This is a genomic window from Streptomyces sp. MBT53 (assembly GCF_016654115.1).
GTDB lineage: Bacteria > Actinomycetota > Actinomycetes > Streptomycetales > Streptomycetaceae > Streptomyces.
The window spans coordinates 1-19,558 of the sequence record NZ_JAEQAZ010000111.1; the positions used below are offsets into that span (position 1 = coordinate 1).

The following is a 19,558-nucleotide window of genomic DNA, read 5'->3' on the forward strand; positions in this document are numbered from 1 at the left end:
GCCCCCACCCGTCGACCAGCGTGGCGACCAGCGCCAGCAACATCACCGCCGCGAGCGCGAGCCACCAGAACCTGTCCATGGGGACGACGTTACCGGCGCGCAATCCCCGCCGCGCGCCCCTCGCACACCCCACACGCCCCGGTTCCAGCCGAACCGGTGACACCACAGGTGAGTTCCCCCACAACAGCCCTTGGCGGAGGAGCGACCGGCCCTTTTGCGCCTTACGCTCGACGGACCGCACGACCCCCGTCCCCCAACTCCAGAAGTTACCGCCAGCGGAGGTTTCTGCTTTATGAAGCTCACCGTCGTCGGCTGCTCGGGGTCGTTCCCGTCCGCGGAATCGGCCTGTTCGAGCTACCTCGTAGAGGCCGACGGCTTCCGGCTGCTCCTCGACATGGGCAACGGCGCCCTTGGCGAGCTGCAGCGCCACTGCGGTCTCTACGACCTCGACGCGATCTTCCTCAGCCATCTGCACGCCGACCACTGCATCGACATGTGCGCGTACTTCGTCGCGCGCTACTACCGCCACGACGGCGGCCGTTGCGACCCCATCCCGGTCTACGGCCCCGAGGGCACCGAGCACCGCCTCACCACGGCCTACGCCGACACCCCCACCGCCTCCTCGATGAGCGAGGTCTTCGACTTCCACACGGTGAAGCCGTCCACGTTCGACGTCGGCCCCTTCACCGTGCACACCGAGCGGGTCCGCCACCCCGTCGAGGCCTACGCCATCCGCGTCGAGCACGGCGGCCGGTCCCTCACCTACTCCGGTGACACGGGCGTCAGCGAGTCCCTGGACGAACTCGCCCGGGACACCGACCTGTTCCTGTGCGAGGCCGCGTTCACCCACGGCAAGGAGAACATCCCCGACCTCCACCTCAACGGCCGCGAGGCGGGCGAGACGGCGACCAGGGCGGGAGCCCGGCGCCTGGTCCTGACCCACATCCCCCCGTGGACCGACCCCCAGGCCAACCTGGCCGACGCCCGCGAGGTCTTCGCCGGCCCGGTGGAACTGGCGGCACCGAGGGCGTCGTACGACATCTGACCGCACGTCCGTGAAGGCCCCCGCAGCCCGCCCTTCTCCCGGCTGCCGGGGGCCTTCGGCATTCCGGCCCGCCCCCTCCGATCAGCGCAGCAGGCTGCCGCCGTCCACCGTCAGGACCTGGCCGGTCAGCGCCTCGGCGGCGTCGCCGGCCAGGAAGCCCACGGTCGCGGCGACGTCGTCGGGGACGAGAGGGCGGGGGAGTGCCTGGGTGGCCAGGGCCGCGTCGAAGGCCTCGTCCGGCTGGTAGGCGGTCGCCGGGGTGCGGGTGAGCCCCGGGGCGACGGACGTCACGGCGATCCCGTCCCTGCCGAGCGCGGCGGCGAGGGTGCGCCCGAACGCGGTGAGCGCCCCCTTGCTGGTGATGTAGCCGAGCAGGTCGGGGGTCGGCGGCCGCCACACGGTGTCGGAGGTGATGAGCACGATCCGGCCGAACCCGCGCTCCCGCATCCCGGGCACGAAGGCCTGGGCCAGCAGCAGCACCGACTCGACGTTGACGGCCTGGATCCGCCGCCAGTCGGCGAGGCCGGTGGTCTCCCACTCCAGCGGATCGGCCGCGGCGGCCGAGTGCACGAGCACGTCGACCCGGCCGTACCGCTCCAGGATCTCGGCGGCGGCCCGCCGTACGTCCGCCTCCGCGGCGAGATCGCACACGACGTCACCGGTCCGGTCCAGGACGACGACCCGGTGTCCGAGCCGGGCGAGTTCGCGGGCGATCGCACCGCCGATCGCGCCGGCTCCGCCGGTCACCACCGCGACCCGTGCGGTCGGGAGATCACTCGGGACATCAGCCATGGTTCTCATCTCCTGCGTCACGGCGTCGAGGGCATCGAGAGCACTGTCGAGGGCACTGAAGAGAGGTGCTCATTGCTCAAGCAAGCAAATTGTGCGCCAGTCGGCGGCCGCACGGCAAGTCGTCGCTGCGGCATAGTGGGACGTGTAACCGTCACTCTTACACGCTCCGGGATGGCCATGCCCACCAGCAGTCGTTTCGTCGTCGCCGTCCATGCCCTGGTCGCCCTCGCGGTCACCGGCGACAAACCGCTGCGCTCCGAGGATCTCGCCCACTCGGCCAACACCAGTCCCGTGGTGATCCGCGGCCTGCTGTCCCGGCTGAGCGCCGCCGGGCTCACCAGGTCCCAACTCGGCGCGGGCGGCGGCGCGTTGCTGGCCAGGCCGGCCGAGGAGATCAACCTGCTCCAGGTGTACCGGGCGGTGGAGGACACCCGCCTGTTCACCCTGCACCGCACTCCGCCGCCGCCGGACTGCGCGGTCGGCAGCAACATCGTGGGCGGTCTCCAGCCCGCGCTGACCCGTGCCCGCGAGGCCTTCGAGGCGGAGCTGGACCACACCACGGTCGCGGAGATCGCCGACGAGGTCGCCCGCCTCGGGAACTTCACGATGCCGCTCGAATGGTGACCCGGCCGTCCGGCGGGGCGGCTTGTGGCACCACTCGAAAGTAAGTGTCGCTGTGTCGCTTACACAGTGCTAGTGTCGGAGCGTCCGTCGCCCAGGGCGGACGTCACTCACGACAGGAGCACACGATGAGCGGCACTCCCTCGGCCGTCGACCTGCTGCGGCACACCCTCGACACCTTCCTCTCCAAGGACATGAAGGCCTGGACGGACCTGTGTGCGGACGACGTCGTCGCCGAATTCCCGTTCGCCCCGGAGGGATCGCCCGCCCGGATCGAGGGACGCGAGGCGCTCTACGAGTACCTGCGCGGCTACCCCGACCTCATCGACGTCCGCGAGATCCCCTCGGCGCGCGTCTACGCGACCGCCGGCGAGAACGTGGCGATCGCGGAGTGGAGCGTGATCGGCGGCGTGGTGTCCAACGGCAATCCCTACAACATGAGTTACGCGACCTTCGTGACCTTTCGCGACGGGCTGATCGTCAACTACCGCGAGTACTGGAACCCGAAGGTCTTCCTGGAGGCGCTCAGCGGCGACAGCTTCTGATCGACCGCCCCCGTGCGCCGAACTGCTTGCCGGGGCAACTAAACAAGCCTATTGTTGCTCAGGCAAGCAATTACAAGCCTCGTGCACCCGACCCGCGCCAGGAAAGAGACTGTGATGAAAGCGATTCAGCAGTACGACTTCGGTGGCCCCGAGGTGCTCACCGTGACCGACATCCCCGAACCCGAGCCGCGCGCCGGACGGGTCCGGGTCCGGGTGACGGGGACCTCCGTGAACCCGGCCGACCTCGCGGCCCGCGCCGGCTGGCTGCGCCAGGTGCTGCCCGACCTGGCACCGCCGTTCATCCTGGGCGCGGACCTCGCGGGCACGGTCGTCGACGGCGACGGACCCTTCGCCCCCGGCACCCGGGTCGCCGGGCTCGCGCCCTGGTTCGTGAACCAGGAGGGCACGTACGCGGAGGTCGTCTCCATCGACCCCGCCCATCTCGCGCAGATCCCGGACGGCGTCGACGACATCACGGCCGCCGCCGTCCCGATCACCGCCGAGACCGCCTGGCAGTCCCTCGACCTGGGCGGCCTCGAAGCCGGGCAGACCGTCCTGGTCACCGGGGCGAGCGGCGCCATCGGGATGTGGGCGGTCCAGCACGCGGCCGGCTGCGGCGCCAGGGTCGTCGCCGTCGCGTCCAACGGTGACGAGAAGTACGTCGAGGGCCTCGGCGCCGACATCGTCCTCGGCCGGGCGGCCGACGCCGGTGAACTCGCCGCCGCCGTACGGAAGTCGGTGCCCGGCGGGGTCGACCTCGTCGTGGACCCCGCCGGTATCGGCGGCGACCTGATCCACGCGGCGCGCGACGGCGGTGTCTTCGTCGTCATCGCGGTCGTACCGGAGCCCGCGGCGGAGCGCGGTGTCGACGTACGCCGGGTCAGCGCGCAGTCCGACGGCGCGCTGCTCGCGCAGATCCTCGCCGACCTCGCCGACGGGAAGAAGAAGGCCCGCGTCGGTCTGACCCTGCCGCTGACCGAGGCGGCGGAGGCGCATCGGAGGAGTGAGGCGAGGTCGGTGCGCGGGAAGATCGTCCTCACGGTGTGAGGGGACCCGTACACGACGCTGCCCGGCCCGGAATGAACTCCGGGCCGGGCAGCGGGCGTTGGACGGGCCTACGCCTTGGTGAGGTCCTCGATCTCCTCCTCGGGCTCGCGGCCCGGGGTGGGGAGGTTCCACTTGTTGATCGCGAAGCGGAAGACGAAGTAGTAGATGGCGCCGAAGACCAGACCGATCGGGATGATCAGCCAGGGCTTGGTGGCGAGGTTCCAGTTGAGGGCGTAGTCGATGAAGCCCGCGGAGAAGGTGAAGCCCGCGTGGACGCCGAGTGCCCAGGTGATCGCCATGGACAGGGCGGTCAGCACCGCGTGGATCGCGTAGAGCGCCGGGGCGATGAACATGAACGAGAACTCGATGGGCTCGGTCACACCGGTCACGAAGGACGTCAGCGCGAGCGAGATCATCATGCCCATGATGGCCTTGCGGCGCTCGGGGCGGGCGGAGTGCGCGATGGCGAGCGCGGCGGCCGGCAGGCCGAACATCATGATGGGGAAGAAGCCCGACATGAACTGTCCAGCGGTCGGGTCGTGGGCGAAGAAGCGGGTGAGGTCGCCGTGCACGACCGTGCCGTCCGGCTTGGTGAAGTCGCCGATCTGGAACCAGGCCACGGAGTTGACGAACTGGTGCATGCCGACCGGGATCAGCCCGCGGTTGATCAGACCGAACAGACCGGCGCCGAAGGCGCCGAGACCGGTGATCCACTCGCCGAAGTTCGAGATGCCCTCACCGATCGGCTTCCAGACCAGGCCGAAGAAGACACCCATGAGCGTGCCGACGAAGGCCATGATGATCGGCACCAGGCGGCGGCCGTTGAAGAAGCCGAGCCAGTCGACCAGCTTGGTGCGGTGGTACTTCTGCCACAGCACCGCGGAGAGCAGACCCATGATGATGCCGCCGAGGACACCGGGGTTGTTGTAGGTCGCGGGTACGTCCGCGCCCTTGAGGATCTGCGCGTCGGTGACCGGGAAGGCCTTGAGCACATTGCTGTAGACGAGGAAGCCGACGAGTGCCGCCAGCGCCGTGGAGCCGTCGGACTTCTTCGCGAAGCCGATCGCGACACCTATGCAGAACAGCAGCGGCAGGTTGTCGAAGATCGCGCCACCGGCGGTGGCGAAGACCGCCGTCACCTTGTCCGGCAGATGCAGCTTGTCGTGGATGTCGGCCTGACCGAACCGGAGCAGAATGCCCGCCGCCGGAAGCACGGCGATCGGGAGCTGGAGGCTGCGGCCGATCTTCTGCAGGCCCTGGAACAGGCCGGATCCCCACTTCTTCGCGGGGGCCGCCGTTGGCGCGGTGGCGGTGGACATAGACTTCCTCCATCGGGTGGTGGTCTACACCACTCAGTGGTGTAGACCTGTTGTAGCAGATGAAGTCCGCATAAAGGAACCCGCAAAACCTGCGACCGAATCGCTACCCCACGTACACGGCGACGGACCCGGGGACGGGCACGGCAAAGGGCCCCCGGACCGATGGTCCAGGGGCCCAACTCACGTACTCCGTAAGGCCGTTCGGCAAGCGCTTCCGTCGCTTCCGTCAGGCTTTGGTGACGTCCTCCTGCTCCTCCTCCGGCTCCCGCCCCGGAGTCTTCAGATCGAACTTCGTGATCGCGAAACGGAAGACGACGTAGTACACCGCCGCGAAGCACAGCCCGATCGGAATGATCGCCCACGGCCTCGTCGCCAGATTCCAGTTGATCGCGTAGTCGATCAGCCCCGCCGAGAAGCTGAACCCGTCGTGCACCCCGAGCCCCCAGGTCACCGCCATCGACACACCCGTCAACACCGCGTGGACGGCGTAGAGGAGAGGCGCGATGAACAGGAACGAGTACTCGATGGGCTCGGTGATGCCGGTCACGAAGGACGTCAGCGCGACCGACAGCATCAGCCCGCCCACCTCCTTGCGGCGACTCGGCTTCGCGCAGTGTGCGATCGCGAGCGCCGCCGCCGGCAACGCGAACATCATGATCGGGAAGAAGCCCGAGGTGAACTGCCCCGCGTTCGGGTCACCCGCCAGGAACATGTTGATGTCACCGTGCACCACCGTCCCGTCCGGCTTGGTGTAACTCCCGAACTGGAACCAGATGGGCACGTTCAGGAACTGGTGCAGCCCCACGACCAGCAGCGCCCGGTTGGCCAGCCCGAACACCCCGGCACCCACCGCGCCCCGGGCGCTCAGCCAGTCACTGAAGTGCTCCAGACCCGTGCCGATCGGCGGCCAGATCCACAGCGCCACCGCCGCCACCGCGATCGCCACGAACGACATGATGATCGGCACCAGCCGCCGCCCGTTGAAGAAGCCCAGCCAGTCCACCAGCTTCGTACGGTGGTACCGCGCCCAGAAGAACGCGGTCAGCAGCCCCAGCACGATCCCGCCGAACACCCCGGGATTCTGGTACGTGAACGCCGACACCGAGTGATCCGCGGCCTGGCAGCCGATCCCCGGCACCACGTCCGTACCGCCCGTGCAGTCCTTGGGGAACTGGCGCAGCACGTTGTAGTAGACGAGGAAACCGACCAGCCCGGCCAGCGCCGTCGACCCGTCCGACTTCTTCGCCATCCCGATCGCGACGCCCACACAGAACAGCAGCGGCAGACCCAACTGCCCGTCCAGCAGCGCGCCGCCCGCACCCGCCATCACCTTCGAGACATTGGTCCAGCCCAGCCCGTCGTCCCCGAACACGTCCGGCTGCCCCAGCCGGTTGAGGATGCCGGCGGCCGGCAGTACGGCGATGGGGAGTTGGAGACTGCGGCCCATCTTCTGCAGCCCCTGGAACACCTTGTTCCAGGAGACGCGCCCGGGACCGGCGGCGGCACTGTCGGCACTCATGGACGCCCCTCGGTAATGTGGTGTAGACCAGTTGGCGAAGTGATCGTCACCATCATTCGGCACGCACGACATGACCGCTCGCGAAGCTGGGCCAACTGTGGGTTACTGCGACAAAGCGGTTCGGATCAGGGAGAGAACACCATGGCCACCAAGGCTGAGAAGATCGTTGCCGGGCTGGGCGGCATCGACAACATCGAAGAGGTCGAGGGCTGCATCACCCGCCTGCGCACCGAGGTCAAGGACCCGAGCTTGGTCGACGAAGCCGCCCTCAAGGCCGCCGGCGCCCACGGCGTCGTCAAGATGGGCACCGCCATCCAGGTCGTCATCGGCACCGACGCGGACCCGATCGCAGCGGACATCGAAGACCTGATGTGAAGCACGGGGACCATCCCCGGCTCCGCACACCGAGGGGCTCTTCCCGATGCACGATCCGGGAGGAGCCCCTTCCGCGTCTACCACTAGGCTCTTCGCCATGTCTCGAATCGACGGCCGCACCCCCGAACAGCTCCGCCCCGTCACCATCGAACGCGGCTGGAGCAAGCACGCCGAGGGCTCCGTCCTCGTCTCCTTCGGCGACACCAAGGTCTTCTGCACCGCCTCCGTCACCGAAGGCGTCCCCCGCTGGCGCAAGGGCAGCGGCGAGGGCTGGGTCACCGCAGAGTACTCCATGCTGCCCCGCGCCACCAACACCCGCGGCGACCGCGAGTCCGTCCGCGGCAAGATCGGCGGCCGCACCCACGAGATCAGCCGCCTCATCGGCCGCTCGCTGCGCGCCGTCATCGACTACAAGGCCCTCGGCGAGAACACCATCGTCCTCGACTGCGACGTCCTCCAGGCCGACGGCGGCACCCGTACGGCCGCCATCACCGGCGCGTACGTCGCACTCGCGGACGCCGTCACCTGGGCCCAGGGCAAGAAGCTGATCAAGGCCGGCCGCCAACCGCTCACCGGCACGGTCTCGGCGGTCTCCGTGGGCATCGTCGGCGGAGTCCCGCTCCTGGACCTCTGCTACGAGGAGGACGTCCGCGCCGAGACCGACATGAACGTCGTCTGCACCGGCGACGGCCGCTTCGTCGAGGTCCAGGGCACGGCCGAGGCGGAGCCCTTCGCCCGCGACGAGTTGAACGCCCTCCTCGACCTCGCGGTCACCGGCTGCACCGAACTGACTGCCGTACAGCGCAAAGCACTTGAGGCCGCGCTGGAGAAGTAAGAGGCTTGGCAAGGCAAGTAAAGGACGTACAAAGCGAGGCGGGCCGCGGGGGCAACCCGGCGGCCCGCCCTCGCGTCCCTACGCATACGGAACGGAAACGGGGAGTGGCCACAGCAGCCCACCCCCCACGGGGAGGAAACCGACCATGGCCGCCGCAAGCCGACGCAGTCGTCGACGCCGTATCGCCACAGCCGCCACCCTCGCGGTGATCGGCCTGACCGCCGGACTCGCCACCGGCTGCGACGCCGTCGACAAGGCCATCGACTGCGTCCAGACCGCCGACACCATCGCCGACAGCGTCACCGGCCTCCAACAGGCGGTGGAGAACGCGGCCAACGACCCCACCCAGACCGACCAGTCCCTCAACTCCATCGAGAAGGACCTCGACAAGATCGGCGACAAGACCGACAACACGGACGTCAACAAGGCGGTGGACGACCTCAAGAAGGCCGTCGACAACGTCCGTACGGCGGTCAGGAACGGCGACAACACGCCGGACATCAGCCCGGTGACGGACGCGGCGGGCGAACTGACGAAGGTCTGCACGTCGTAGCCGTCTCGTAGCCGCGGGCCGGGGGTTGGGATACTGAACGCCATGACACGCCTGATCCTCGCCACCCGCAACGCCGGGAAAATCACCGAACTGAGGTCGATCCTCGCCGACGCGGGACTGCCCCACGAACTGATCGGCGCCGAGTCCTACCCCGACATCCCCGACGTCAAGGAAACGGGCGTCACCTTCGCCGAGAACGCACTCCTCAAGGCCCACGCCCTGGCCCAGGCAACGGGCCTCCCCGCGGTGGCCGACGACTCGGGCCTGTGCGTCGACGTCCTGAACGGCGCGCCGGGCATCTTCTCCGCCCGCTGGTCGGGCCACCACGGCGACGACAAGGCCAACCTGAACCTCCTCCTGGCCCAGCTCTCCGACATCGCGGAGGAACACCGGGGCGCGCACTTCGCGTGCGCGGCGGCCCTAGCACTGCCCGACGGCACGGAACGCGTGGTGGAGGGCCAGCTGAGGGGCGTGTTGAGGCACACCCCGACCGGCACGAACGGCTTCGGCTACGACCCGATCCTCCAGCCGGACGGCGACACGCGGACCTGCGCGGAACTGACGGCGGAGGAGAAGAACGCGATCTCTCACCGGGGGAAGGCGTTTCGGGGGTTGGTGCCTGCGGTGCGGGAGTTGTTGGGTTGAGCCGACGGAGGGGCTGTCCTTGCGGACAGCCCCTCCGAGTGTGCGGCCGATGGGAGTCGAACCCACATGGGCAAATGCCCCGAGGCACCTAAAACCTCTGCTTATACCATTCAGCAACGGCCGCCTGCCCGACCACATGCTACCGGGGATGCCTACGATTCCGGCTCCCGCCTCTGCACCAGGTGGTGGTGATCGCGTGGCAGTTCGGGCACAGCAACCGCAGGTTCTCCCGCCGGTCGTCGTTCCAGTCCCCGTTGATGTGGTCGATCTCCAGCGTCATGGGCTTGCCGAGCCACTCGGGACCGTTCTCGCATTCGGCGCACACCTCAGGCGCACCCACCTCACGGAGCGCCCGACGCAACAGGTGAGTCCTCGTCCGGCGACCACGGTCATGCAGGACGAGGATGTTCTCGGCGCGTCGAAGAGGCACGCTGCCCGGTCGTCCTCGCTGGTGCGCCTGCCCCAGGAAGTGAGTGGTGTCGAGACCGTCCTCCGTCACCCAGTGGCGGAGCAGGGTGCGCAGTCTGCTGTTGTACGGCTCCATTCCCAGTGCGCGAAGCGTGTCCGCGATGGAAGTGGTTTCCTCGACCGCACGACGAAGATCGTTACTGGCCGGTTTGGCTGGCGCCGCGTTCGATCGTCTCCGACGTGGCATGTGGGAGATGTCGATTCCGAAGTGGTCGAAACGCAGGAAGAGGTAGCGGCGGAGTTTGCCGTAGGGCTGCGTACCGAAGAAGGCGATGACCTCGTCGATGTCGGAGCAGCGTGCGGCGGCTTCGGCGAGTCGCTCACGGGTGTACTGCACGCCGGCGCTCATGAGACACCACCCTTGCCGCGTCGCTTTCCACGCCCCCGGTAACTGTCCGTCGTCGAATGGCAGTTGGGGCAGAGCAACCGCAGGTTATCGATCCGGTTGTTCCGCCAGTCGCCGTCGAGATGGTCGACTTCCAGAGGCAGCGACTTCCCGAGCCACATCGGCTCGATCCCGCAAAGGGCACAGCGTTCTTCTACGCCGAGCTCGCGCATCGCTCGCTTGAGCCGGCTGCCTGGGGTGCGCTTCATGCGTACCGACGTGTCCGCGACGAGGATCTCTTCGGCTGTCCGGCGGCGCTGGTTGTGCCTCATGCGCTCGGTGCGGGCCACAGCTGTGAAGTGCGAGGTGTCGATGCCGTGGGCCTTGATGCGTCGGGAGATGTGGGTGTGGTGTCCGCCGACCGGTTCCAGCCCAAGCGTACGCAGGACATCGTTGACGCTCGTCGACGTGGCAACCGCTGACTCAAGCACTTTCCTCGTCCACTTGGTCCCCTCTCTTTCGAAGTGCGAGGTGTCCACCCCGAGCTTCTTCAACCGCGCTCGGATGTACTCCCGCGTCGAACTGCCCGGATCCACCCCCAACCGCTCCAACGCCTCCGACAACGTCCGCGCCCCCTGAGCCGCCTCCTCCAGCCGCTCTCGCGAATACGCGCTGACCCCCATGGTTCCCCTCCGATCTCGACCACACGTTCGTGGCCTCGTACGGAGTAACGAACCGTTTGTCGGACAGTCACGCCCGAACCGTAAAGCCGATTGGTAGACTGCAGACCACTGAAGCCTCCCAGGGCATGGACCCTTGTCCTCCCGGGAGGCTTTTTTCATGACCAAAACCTCTTCCACGACAGTGGACATACGCCCAGCCACCCCCGCCGACCGCCCCGCCGTCGAGCGGCTCTGGCTGATGTTCCGTCACGACCTGTCGGAGTTCGATACTGCGGCGGAGCCTCAACTGCCCAACCCCGACGGCACGTTCCGCAGTGAGCGGGTGGATGCCGCGTTCGGTGGGGGCGGGGACGACTGGGCGCCGTATCTCTTCGTCAGGGGGGAGCGGCCTGTCGGGTTCGCGTTTGTGCGGGGGCTCGGTGGGGCCGCTCGGGTGCTCAACAGCTTCTTCGTGGTGCGGGGGATCCGGCGCGGCGGGGTCGGGCTGCGGGCCGTCCGTGAGGTCGTCGCGCGGCATCCGGGGTGCTGGGAGATCGCGTTTCAGGACGCCAATCCGGGGGCCGTGGCGTTCTGGCGGCGGGTCGGTGAGGAACTCGCGCCGGGGGAGTGGAACGAGGAGCGCAGGCCGGTGCCGGGGCGGGCCGACCTGCCTCCTGATGTGTGGATCTCGTTCGGGTACGGAACGGGGGCGCGGAAGGGCTAGATGCCCAAGTCCTTGATGATCTTCGCCACGTGGCCCGTCGCGCGGACGTTGTACAGGGCGTGTTCGACCTTGCCGGACTCGTCGACGATGATCGTGGAGCGGATCACGCCCATGTAGGTCTTGCCGTAGTTCTTCTTCTCGCCGAAGGCCGCGTAGGCGTCGAGGACCTGCTTGTCGGGGTCCGCGAGGAGGGTGACCTTGAGGTTCTCCTTCTCGCGGAACTTGGCGAGCTTCTCCGGCTGGTCGGGGGAGATGCCGATGACGTCGTACCCGGCGCCGGCCAGCACCTCCAGGTTGTCCGTGAAGTCGCAGGCCTGCTTGGTGCAGCCGGGCGTGAGGGCCGCCGGGTAGAAGTAGACGATGACCTTGCGGCCCTTGTGGTCGGCGAGGGACACCTCGTTGCCGTCGGCGTCGGGGAGCGTGAAGGCGGGGGCAACGTCCCCGGGCTGGAGTCGTTCACTCATCGCGCTAGCGTAACCGGGGGTGCTGACAGTGCACTCCGCGCGAGAGCTGACAGACTGTCCGGCACAAGTACCAGCAGACTTCGGAGGCCGTACGGTGGCGGACACGTCGAACAAGCCGGACATGCCGGACACCAGAACCCCGGCGCAGATCGAGGCGGACATCCAGCGTCGCCGCGATGTCCTGGCCGACACGCTCGACGAGATCGGGGTGCGGGTGCACCCGAAGACCATCGTGGGCGACGCGAAGGCCAAGGTCGCGTCCAGCATCGATCACACCCTCGGGAAGGCGTACGTCGGCGTCAACCGGGTCGTGAGTGACGTCAAGGGGCAGTTCGTGGACGACGAGGGTGCGCCGAGGGTGGAGCGGATCGTTCCGGTCGCTCTCGTCGCCGTCGGGGTCGTGGGGCTGCTCGTCCTCGGTTCCCGGCGTGGCAAGGGTCGTAAGGGCTGATTTCGCGGGGCACCCGGCGGCGTACCGACGGGTCGGAGGCAGGTAGGTTCGTGGGTGTGAGCGCCAAGAGAGACGAGCAGAGCACCCAGCACGACAAGCTGCCCATCCGGATGCTGCACGACCGTGTGCTCGTGCGGCAGGACAAGAGCGAGGGCGAGCGGCGTTCGGGCGGCGGGATCCTGATTCCGGCGACGGCTGCGGTCGGGCGGCGGCTGGCCTGGGCCGATGTCGTCGCGGTGGGTCAGAACGTACGGACCGTCGAGCCCGGCGACCGGGTCCTCTACGACCCGGAGGACCGTGCCGAGGTCGAGGTGCGCGGGATCGCCTACGTCCTCATGCGCGAGCGGGATCTCCACGCCGTCGCCGCCGACCGGTTCGAGGGGTCCGAGGACTCGACCGGCCTGTACCTGTAGTACGAAGCCTCGAAGGGGCTGGTGACCGTCGTCACCAGCCCCTTTGCCGTTCCTTTGCTACGTTGGGAAGGAACCCGACGAGACGCGCCGTACCGGGAGACACGCAAAGACGACGCACCAACGTCAGTCGTGTGTGTCTCGGAGGTGCCTGTCATGGCCTGGGTTCTGCTTGTCGTCGCCGGTCTGCTGGAAGTCGGCTGGTCGATCGGGATGAAGTACACGGACGGGTTCACCCGGCTCGTCCCCAGTGTGCTCACCGGTGCCGGGATCGTCGCCAGCATGCTGCTGCTGTCGTATGCCGCGAAGTCGCTGCCCATCGGTACCGCCTACGGCGTGTGGGTCGGGATCGGTGCGGCGGGGGCGGCGGTGCTCGGCATGGTGGTGCTGGGGGAGCCTGCCACCGCCGCCCGGATCTTCTTCGTGTGTCTGCTGCTGGTCGCCGTGGTGGGGCTGAAGGCGACCTCCGGTCACTGAGGCGTACTACTCCTTTTTCCGCGCCGTGCTCTGCGGCCCCGCCGTCGTCCCCCCGGTCGTCGTGCCGCCGGTGGTGCCGTCGGTCGTGGTGCCCGTCGTGCCGCCGGTCGTCGTCGTGCCGTCGGTGGTCGTGCCTGTCGTGCCGCCGGTGGTGGTCGTGGAGCCGTCGGTCGTGGTGCCGGTGGTGCCGCCGGTCGTCGTGGTGCCGCCGTCGGTGGTGGTCGTGCCGCCGGTGGTGCCGCCGTCGGTCGTTCCGCCGTCGGTGGTGCCGCCCTGGGTCTGGCCCTGGTCGGTCTGGCCGCCGGTGGTGGTCGTGCCGCCGTTGTCCTGGCCGTCGGTCGTGGACGGCTGGGAGGGCTGGATGCTCGGGGGTGCGACCGTCTCGGCGCCGTCCTGGAGCTGGAGGTCGAAGTCGCTCGCCTCGGTGCCCTTCAGGGCCGCCTTGGTGAACTGGGCCCAGATCTCGGCGGGCGCCCCGCCGCCGTTGACGCGCTGGAGGCCCATCGCGCCGTAGAGCGGCTCGTGTGCGGCGGTGGTCGGGTTCTGGCCCATGACGGAGACGACGGTGGCGAGGTCGGGGGTGTAGCCCGCGAACCAGGCCGCCGTGTCCTTCTCCGCCGTGCCGGTCTTGCCGGCCGCCGGGCGGTCGGCGCCCTGCGCGGCGGTCGCGGTGCCGTTGTCGACGACGCTCTCCAGGACGTTGGTCGTGGTGTCGGCGGACTCGCGGCTCACCGCGCGGGTGGTCTTCTGCGCGGGCAGCTTGACCTGGTCGGTGCCGTCCTTGGTGATCTTCGAGATCATCGTGTACGTGTGCCGCTGACCGTGGTTGGCGAGGGTGGCGTAGGCCTCCGCCATGTCGAGGACGCTCGCGGTGGAGGGGCCGAGCGCGATGGACGGGGTGGCGGTGAGGTCGGGGGTGTCGGCGGGGATGCCGAGGTCGATCGCGGTCTGCTTGATCTTGGCGGGGCCGACGTCCACGGCCATCTGCGCGTACACCGAGTTGACGGACTTGTCGGTGGCCGTGCGGACGGTGATGTCGCCGTAGGAGACGCCGTCCTCGTTCTCGGGGGCGTACGAGCCGCCGCTCCAGCCTTCCACGGGGCGCTTGTCGGTGCCGTCGTAGTAGGTGTTGGGGGTGATGGTCTGGCCGTCCTGGGTCTGCGAGCCGTTCTGGATCGCGGAGGCGAGGACGAACGGCTTGAAGGTGGAGCCGACTTGGAAGTCGCCGCGGGTGGCGCCGTTCGTGTACTGCTTGACGTAGTCGATGCCGCCGTACATGGCGACGATCTGTCCGGTCTTGGGGTCGACCGAAGCGCCGCCCGCGCGCACGTAGTTGTCGACCTTGCGGCTCTTCTTGTCGAGCTTGGACATGAGTTGGTCGTTGACGGCCTTCACGAAGGCGTCCTGCTTGCTCTTCTGGAGCGTGGTGGTGATGCGGTAGCCGCCGGCTTCGAGGGTGTCCGCGTCGATGATCTTGTTGGTGGCGAGGTAGTCCTTGATCGCGGTGACGATGTAACCCCGCTGCCCGGACATGCTCGTTGACGCCGTGGCCTCCTTCGGCATCGGGAATTTCATGCCGGTGCGCGCGGACTGGGTGAGCCAGCCCTTCTTGACCATGCCGTCGAGGACGTAGTTCCAACGGGCCACCGCCGCGGCCTTGTTCTCCGGGTGCGCCACGACGTCGTACTCGCTCGGCGCGTTCAGCAGCGCGGCGAGGTAGGCGCCGCGGCCCGCGTCGAGGTCGACGGCGTCCTTGCCGTAGTAGGCCTGGGCGGCGGCCTGGATGCCGTAGGCGTTGCGGCCGAAGTAGCTGGTGTTGAGGTAGCCCTCCAGGATCTGGGACTTGGACTCCTCGCGGTCCAGCTTGATCGAGATGAAGAACTCCTTCACCTTTCGGGTGACGGTCTGTTCCTGCCCCAGGTAGTAGTTCTTGACGTACTGCTGGGTGATCGTGGAGCCGGACTGGGTGCCCTTGCCGGTGGCGGTGTTCCAGGCGGCGCGGACCATCGCCTTGGGGTCGACGGCGGACTCGGAGAAGAAGTCCCGGTCCTCGGCGGCCAGTACGGCGTGCTGGGCGTTGGCGGAGACCTGGTCGAGGCCGACGTTCTCGCGGTTGACCTCGCCGTCGCGGGCGAGTTGGGTGCCGTCCGCGTAGAGGTACACGTTCGACTGCTTGGTGGCGAGCGCGTTGGCGGGCGGGATCTTGACCAGCGAGTAGCCGAGGTAGAACGCGCCGATCAGCAGCGCCACCAGCACGACGACCCCGCCGAGCGTCATCCGCCAGGTGGGGATGATCCGGCGCCATCCGGTGCGCTTGGGCCGCTTGGGCTTCTTGGGCTTCTCGCCCCCGGATGCCCCGGGCGCCTCGGGGGCGGCAGCCGCTTCCGGCTCTCTCGGTGCCCAGCCCTGCTCGGGCTGTTGCGGCTGCGGCTGGTCGCTCATGTCGTGCACGGACTCCTGTTTCGCGTCGTACGGTCCCGTACGGCCCCGCATGTTCCCATACGGTCGCGTCTGTTCCTGTACGGCCTTGTGCGCTTCTGCGCCCCCAGACGAAGACTCTCGCACCATGCGTTCCGTTCCCGACCATCGGCACGCAGTTGCCCGGAAAATGCGTGGCGTGCGTCACCACCTGCGGACTAAGCTCCTGCGCTTCGGTGTCAAGAGGTCGTGGAGGGTGGGTTTCTGGTGGGTGCCGGTCGGTTGTACGCGGCCGTCGCGGTGGGGGGTTTCAGGCGATACGCGACATATCGGGCGGCGACGTTCGCCGGGGTGTTCACCAACACCGTCTTCGGTGTGGTCCTCGTCTACACGTATCTGGCGCTGTGGGACGAGCGCCCGCATCTCGGGGGCTACGACCAGGCGCAGGCGGTGACCTATGTGTGGCTGGGGCAGTGTCTGTACGCGACGCTGGCGATCCAGGGCGGCGGGTTCGAGAAAGACCTGATGGACCGCATCCGTACGGGTGACATCGCCGTCGACCTGTACCGTCCGGCCGACCTCCAACTGTGGTGGCTGGCAAGTGACTTCGGGCGGGCCATGTTCCAGATGCTGGGGCGCGGGGTGATCCCGTTCGTCTTCGGCGCGCTGTTCTTCAAGATGGCGCTGCCCACGGACGTCGGCTCCTGGTTGGCCCTGCTGGTGGCGCTGCTCCTGGCGGTGCTCGTCAGTTTCGGCATCCGCTATCTGGCCGCGCTCAGCACGTTCTGGCTGCTGGACGGCATGGGCGTCAACCAGGCCATGATGATCCTGGGGATCTTCTGCTCGGGCATGGTGCTCCCGCTGAACGCCTTCCCGGGCGTGCTCGGCGATGTCGTACGGGCCCTGCCGTGGGCGGCGCAGATCCAGATGCCGGCGGACGTCCTGATGGGGAAGACCGATCCGCTGCACGCGTACGCCTTCCAGGCGACCTGGGCGGTGGCGCTGCTCGCGGCGGGACGGCTACTGCAGTCGGTGGCTACGCGAAGGGTGGTGGTCCAGGGTGGCTGAGACAGCGACCGAGAGCGTCCAACGGCACGACAGCGCACGGGAGTTGCCGCGCTGGCGCGAGGGGCTGCGCGCCTACCGGCTGATCGCCGGGATGTGGGTCCGGTCGAGCATGACCTACCGCGCCTCCTTCGCCATCACGGTCGTCGGCAACCTGCTGGTGACCGGTCTGGACTTCGCCACGATCCTGCTGATGTTCTCGCGGGTCGACTCGCTGGGCGGCTGGTCGCTGCCCGAAGTCGCCTTCCTGTACGGCCTGTCGGCGACCGCGTTCGGGATCTCCGACCTGGTGCTCGGCTCGATGGACGTGCTCGGCGCCCGCATCCGCGACGGCTCCTTCGACACACTCCTCGTGCGCCCGGCACCAGTGTTGGCGCAGATCGGCGCGGATCGTTTCGCGCTGCGCCGCCTCGGCCGGATCACCCAGGGCGGCCTGGTGCTGGGGTGGGCGCTGCTGCGTGTCGACGTCAACTGGACTGTCGGGAAGCTCCTGTTGGTGCCGGTGATGCTGGTCTGCGGGGCGGCGATCTTCGGGGCGCTGTTCGTGGCGGGCGCGGCCTTCCAGATCGTGGCGCAGGACGCGGCCGAGGTGCAGAACGCGTTCACGTACGGCGGCAACACCCTGCTGTCGTATCCGCCGGTGGTGTTCGGCAAGGACTTCGTGCGGGGCGTGACCTTCATGCTGCCGCTCGCCTTCGTCAACTGGGTGCCCGCCTCCTATGTGCTGGGGCGGCCGTACCCGCTGGATCTGCCGCCGGGCGCGGAGTTCGCCTCGCCGCTGGTGGCGTTCGTCTGTTGTGCGCTGGCCGGGGTGGTCTGGCGGGCGGGGCTCAAGTCGTACCGGAGTACGGGAAGTTGAGGACTGTGGACGGGTTTGCGGACGACTCTGTGGACGAGCACTTCATTCGACTCGACCGCGTCGAGAAGGTCTTCGACGTGCGCAAGAAGACCGGGTTCATGAAACGGGAACGGCGCCAGGTGCGGGCCGTCGACTCGATCTCCTTCGCCGTGGCGCGCGGCGAGATGGTCGGCTACATCGGGCCGAACGGCGCCGGGAAGTCGACCACCATCAAGATGCTGACCGGCATCCTCACCCCGTCCGGGGGCCGGCTGCGGGTGGCCGGCATCGACCCGTCCCGCGAGCGCACCCGGCTCGCGCACCGCATCGGCGTGGTGTTCGGGCAGCGCACGACCCTGTGGTGGGACCTCCCGCTGATCGACTCGTACAAGCTGATGCACCGCATGTACCGCATCCCGGACGCCCGTTACGCCGAGAACCTCGCCCGCTGTGTCGAACTCCTCGAACTGGGCGCCCTGTTGGACGTCCCCGTACGTCAGCTCTCGCTCGGCCAGCGGATGCGCGGCGACATCGCGGCGGCCCTGCTGCACGACCCCGAGGTGCTCTACCTCGACGAGCCGACCATCGGCCTGGACGTCATCTCCAAGGCCAAAGTGCGGGAGTTCCTGCGGGAGTTGAACTCCGAGCGTGGCACCACGGTCCTGCTCACCACCCATGACCTCCAGGACATCGAGCAGCTGTGCTCGCGCGTGATGGTCATCGACCACGGCCGGCTGATGTACGACGGTCCGCTCACCGGGCTGCACGAGGCGGGGGAGAGCGAGCGGACCCTGGTGGTGGACCTGGAGCGGGAGTTGCCGCCGATCGAGGTGCCGGACGCGCGGACGGTGAAGGTGGAGGGGCCGCGGCAGTGGCTGACGTTCCCGGCCTCGGCGTCGGCGGCTCCGCTGGTGGCGCGGATCGCGGCGGAGTACCCGATGGTGGACCTGTCGGTGCGGGAACCGGACATCGAGGCGGTCATCGCGAAGATGTACGTGGAGCAGGCGGAGAAGGCGGTGTCGTAGTCCGTCGTGGTCCCTTGTAGTCCCTCGTAGTCCCTCGTAGCCCTCCGTCGACCGGTCTCGTAGGCTGCTCTGTATGACCGACGACGCAGTCCCGGAGCTTCGCGCATCCGACGCCGACCGTGAGCGAGTCGCCGAGGTCCTGCGCGACGCCGTCGCCGAGGGCCGGCTCGACATGGAGGAGTTCGAGGAGCGTCTCGAGGCGACGTACAAGGCGCGGACGTACGCCGAACTGACCCCCATCACCCGCGACCTGCCGGCCCCCGGGGTCACCCCGCCGCCGGTGAACATGGTCAAGGAGCCGGTGGAGAGCGGGAGTTGGGCCTCGCGGATCGTCGGCGGCGAAGGGTCCTCGAGCGCCGCCGTGGCCATCATGTCGGGGTTCCAGCGCAAGGGACGCTGGACGGTCCCCAAGCGCTTCACCGCCGTCGCCTTCTGGGGCGGCGGCGAGATCGACCTGCGCGAGGCGAACTTCGCGGACCGTGAGGTCGAGATCAACTGCATCGCGATCATGGGCGGCGCGCAGATCGTCGTGCCGCCGGGCGTCGAGGTCGTCGTGCGCGGCATCGGCATCATGGGCGCCTTCGACCACAGCCAGGAGGGCGTGCCGGGCGCCCCCGGCGCCCCGCGCGTGATCATCAAGGGCTTCGCCTTCTGGGGCGGGGTCGGCGTGGAACGCAAGCTCCCCCGGGCCGAGCGCCAGCGGCTCAAGGAGGAGCGGCGCCGCCAGAAACTGGAGGGCGGCTCCTCGGCGAAGGAGCTCTACGGCTCCCACCGGGACGCCCTCTCCGGCCTGGACGACGCCCACCGCGAGGCCATGGAGGAGTACCGCGACGCGACGCGCCGCCGGCACGAGGAACGGCGGGAGAGGCACGAGGAGCGCCGCGAGCGGCACCGGGAGCGGCGGGAGCGCAGGCACCGCGACTGGGACTGAGGGC

At 68.6% G+C, this 19,558-nt stretch carries 23 protein-coding genes, 1 tRNA gene and 1 riboswitch; of the genes, 16 read left to right on the forward strand and 8 right to left on the reverse strand.

Translation table 11 applies throughout. The annotated features are described in order from the left end of the window. Window positions 1-292: 292 nt before the first annotated feature. Window positions 293-1,045, forward strand: coding sequence for an MBL fold metallo-hydrolase (locus tag JHN45_RS32585; protein ID WP_200715496.1), 753 nt, complete (start codon window positions 293-295; stop codon window positions 1,043-1,045). Window positions 1,046-1,126: 81 nt separating this feature from the next. Here JHN45_RS32585 and JHN45_RS32590 read toward each other — a convergent pair whose 3' ends face one another. Further along, the gene (locus JHN45_RS32590) at window positions 1,127-1,837 is read right to left on the reverse strand and encodes an SDR family NAD(P)-dependent oxidoreductase (RefSeq protein ID WP_201052470.1); all 711 of its coding nucleotides are present in this window, start codon (window positions 1,835-1,837) and stop codon (window positions 1,127-1,129) included. Between the two features lie 177 nt (window positions 1,838-2,014). Here JHN45_RS32590 and JHN45_RS32595 point away from each other — a divergent pair, with 177 nt between their 5' ends. The 3 genes from JHN45_RS32595 (at window position 2,015) to JHN45_RS32605 (ending at window position 4,050) form a co-directional block, all read left to right on the forward strand. After that, entirely contained in the window at window positions 2,015-2,461 is a 447-nt protein-coding gene (locus tag JHN45_RS32595; protein WP_200715497.1) for an Rrf2 family transcriptional regulator, read from the forward strand. 125 nt (window positions 2,462-2,586) lie between these two features. Next, window positions 2,587-3,003, forward strand: coding sequence for a nuclear transport factor 2 family protein (locus tag JHN45_RS32600; RefSeq protein WP_201052472.1), 417 nt, complete (start codon window positions 2,587-2,589; stop codon window positions 3,001-3,003). 114 nt (window positions 3,004-3,117) lie between these two features. Next, window positions 3,118-4,050 carry an NADP-dependent oxidoreductase gene (locus JHN45_RS32605; protein ID WP_201052474.1) on the forward strand — a complete coding sequence of 311 codons (933 nt, stop codon included), beginning with the start codon at window positions 3,118-3,120 and terminating at the stop codon, window positions 4,048-4,050. Window positions 4,051-4,118: 68 nt separating this feature from the next. Here the strand turns inward: JHN45_RS32605 and JHN45_RS32610 are convergent, their stop codons facing one another. Both JHN45_RS32610 and JHN45_RS32615 read right to left on the reverse strand, forming a co-directional pair. Further along, the gene (locus JHN45_RS32610; protein ID WP_201052476.1) at window positions 4,119-5,369 is read right to left on the reverse strand and encodes a PTS transporter subunit EIIC; all 1,251 of its coding nucleotides are present in this window, start codon (window positions 5,367-5,369) and stop codon (window positions 4,119-4,121) included. Window positions 5,370-5,595: 226 nt separating this feature from the next. After that, window positions 5,596-6,888, reverse strand: a complete 1,293-nt coding sequence (locus JHN45_RS32615) for a PTS transporter subunit EIIC (protein ID WP_201052485.1) — start codon at window positions 6,886-6,888, stop codon at window positions 5,596-5,598. A gap of 15 nt (window positions 6,889-6,903) precedes the next feature. Here JHN45_RS32615 and JHN45_RS32620 point away from each other — a divergent pair, with 15 nt between their 5' ends. From JHN45_RS32620 to rdgB, 4 genes are all read left to right on the forward strand, one after another. After that, window positions 6,904-7,263, forward strand: a complete 360-nt coding sequence (locus JHN45_RS32620; RefSeq protein ID WP_262061038.1) for a PTS glucose/sucrose transporter subunit IIB — start codon at window positions 6,904-6,906, stop codon at window positions 7,261-7,263. A 97-nt stretch (window positions 7,264-7,360) separates the two neighbouring features. Further along, window positions 7,361-8,098 carry a ribonuclease PH gene (rph, locus tag JHN45_RS32625; RefSeq protein ID WP_200715502.1) on the forward strand — a complete coding sequence of 246 codons (738 nt, stop codon included), beginning with the start codon at window positions 7,361-7,363 and terminating at the stop codon, window positions 8,096-8,098. 145 nt (window positions 8,099-8,243) lie between these two features. Beyond that, on the forward strand, window positions 8,244-8,651 hold the full coding sequence (locus tag JHN45_RS32630) for a hypothetical protein (protein WP_200715503.1): 408 nt from the start codon (window positions 8,244-8,246) through the stop codon (window positions 8,649-8,651). A 42-nt stretch (window positions 8,652-8,693) separates the two neighbouring features. After that, complete coding sequence (gene rdgB, locus JHN45_RS32635; protein ID WP_201052491.1) at window positions 8,694-9,296, forward strand: RdgB/HAM1 family non-canonical purine NTP pyrophosphatase; 603 nt, start codon at window positions 8,694-8,696, stop codon at window positions 9,294-9,296. A 41-nt stretch (window positions 9,297-9,337) separates the two neighbouring features. Here the strand turns inward: rdgB and JHN45_RS32640 are convergent. From JHN45_RS32640 to JHN45_RS32650, 3 genes are all read right to left on the reverse strand, one after another. Next, window positions 9,338-9,420, reverse strand: a tRNA-Leu gene (locus JHN45_RS32640). Between the two features lie 15 nt (window positions 9,421-9,435). Continuing rightward, complete coding sequence (locus JHN45_RS32645; RefSeq protein ID WP_201052499.1) at window positions 9,436-10,113, reverse strand: HNH endonuclease; 678 nt, start codon at window positions 10,111-10,113, stop codon at window positions 9,436-9,438. Further along, window positions 10,110-10,772: an HNH endonuclease signature motif containing protein gene (locus JHN45_RS32650; protein ID WP_201052501.1), complete on the reverse strand. Its 663-nt coding sequence runs from the start codon at window positions 10,770-10,772 to the stop codon at window positions 10,110-10,112. The genes JHN45_RS32645 and JHN45_RS32650 overlap by 4 nt, the downstream gene beginning before the upstream one ends. A gap of 157 nt (window positions 10,773-10,929) precedes the next feature. Between JHN45_RS32650 and JHN45_RS32655 the strand changes: the two genes are divergently transcribed. After that, window positions 10,930-11,475: a GNAT family N-acetyltransferase gene (locus JHN45_RS32655; protein WP_201052508.1), complete on the forward strand. Its 546-nt coding sequence runs from the start codon at window positions 10,930-10,932 to the stop codon at window positions 11,473-11,475. Here JHN45_RS32655 and bcp read toward each other — a convergent pair. Beyond that, window positions 11,472-11,939: a thioredoxin-dependent thiol peroxidase gene (gene bcp / locus JHN45_RS32660; RefSeq protein WP_201052509.1), complete on the reverse strand. Its 468-nt coding sequence runs from the start codon at window positions 11,937-11,939 to the stop codon at window positions 11,472-11,474. The genes JHN45_RS32655 and bcp overlap by 4 nt on opposite strands. A 121-nt stretch (window positions 11,940-12,060) precedes the next feature. Between bcp and JHN45_RS32665 the strand changes: the two genes are divergently transcribed. From JHN45_RS32665 to sugE, 3 genes are all read left to right on the forward strand, one after another. Then, a complete protein-coding gene (locus JHN45_RS32665) occupies window positions 12,061-12,390 on the forward strand; it encodes a DUF3618 domain-containing protein (RefSeq protein WP_200715509.1) in 330 nt (109 codons plus the stop codon). Between the two features lie 56 nt (window positions 12,391-12,446). Then, window positions 12,447-12,803, forward strand: coding sequence for a co-chaperone GroES (locus JHN45_RS32670; RefSeq protein WP_026178110.1), 357 nt, complete (start codon window positions 12,447-12,449; stop codon window positions 12,801-12,803). 46 nt (window positions 12,804-12,849) lie between these two features. Further along, window positions 12,850-12,922, forward strand: a riboswitch (guanidine-III (ykkC-III) riboswitch). 34 nt (window positions 12,923-12,956) lie between these two features. Continuing rightward, window positions 12,957-13,277, forward strand: coding sequence for a quaternary ammonium compound efflux SMR transporter SugE (gene sugE, locus JHN45_RS32675; protein ID WP_200715510.1), 321 nt, complete (start codon window positions 12,957-12,959; stop codon window positions 13,275-13,277). Between the two features lie 6 nt (window positions 13,278-13,283). Here sugE and JHN45_RS32680 read toward each other — a convergent pair whose 3' ends face one another. After that, window positions 13,284-15,719, reverse strand: coding sequence for a transglycosylase domain-containing protein (locus JHN45_RS32680; RefSeq protein WP_200715511.1), 2,436 nt, complete (start codon window positions 15,717-15,719; stop codon window positions 13,284-13,286). A gap of 243 nt (window positions 15,720-15,962) precedes the next feature. Between JHN45_RS32680 and JHN45_RS32685 the strand changes: the two genes are divergently transcribed. From JHN45_RS32685 to JHN45_RS32700, 4 genes are all read left to right on the forward strand, one after another. Then, complete coding sequence (locus JHN45_RS32685) at window positions 15,963-16,763, forward strand: ABC-2 family transporter protein (protein WP_201052515.1); 801 nt, start codon at window positions 15,963-15,965, stop codon at window positions 16,761-16,763. Between the two features lie 91 nt (window positions 16,764-16,854). Then, window positions 16,855-17,619, forward strand: a complete 765-nt coding sequence (locus tag JHN45_RS32690) for an ABC transporter permease (protein ID WP_234469296.1) — start codon at window positions 16,855-16,857, stop codon at window positions 17,617-17,619. Between the two features lie 29 nt (window positions 17,620-17,648). Further along, complete coding sequence (locus JHN45_RS32695; protein WP_307783262.1) at window positions 17,649-18,623, forward strand: ABC transporter ATP-binding protein; 975 nt, start codon at window positions 17,649-17,651, stop codon at window positions 18,621-18,623. 73 nt (window positions 18,624-18,696) lie between these two features. Beyond that, a complete protein-coding gene (locus JHN45_RS32700) occupies window positions 18,697-19,554 on the forward strand; it encodes a DUF1707 domain-containing protein (protein ID WP_200715514.1) in 858 nt (285 codons plus the stop codon). Window positions 19,555-19,558 lie beyond the last annotated feature (4 nt).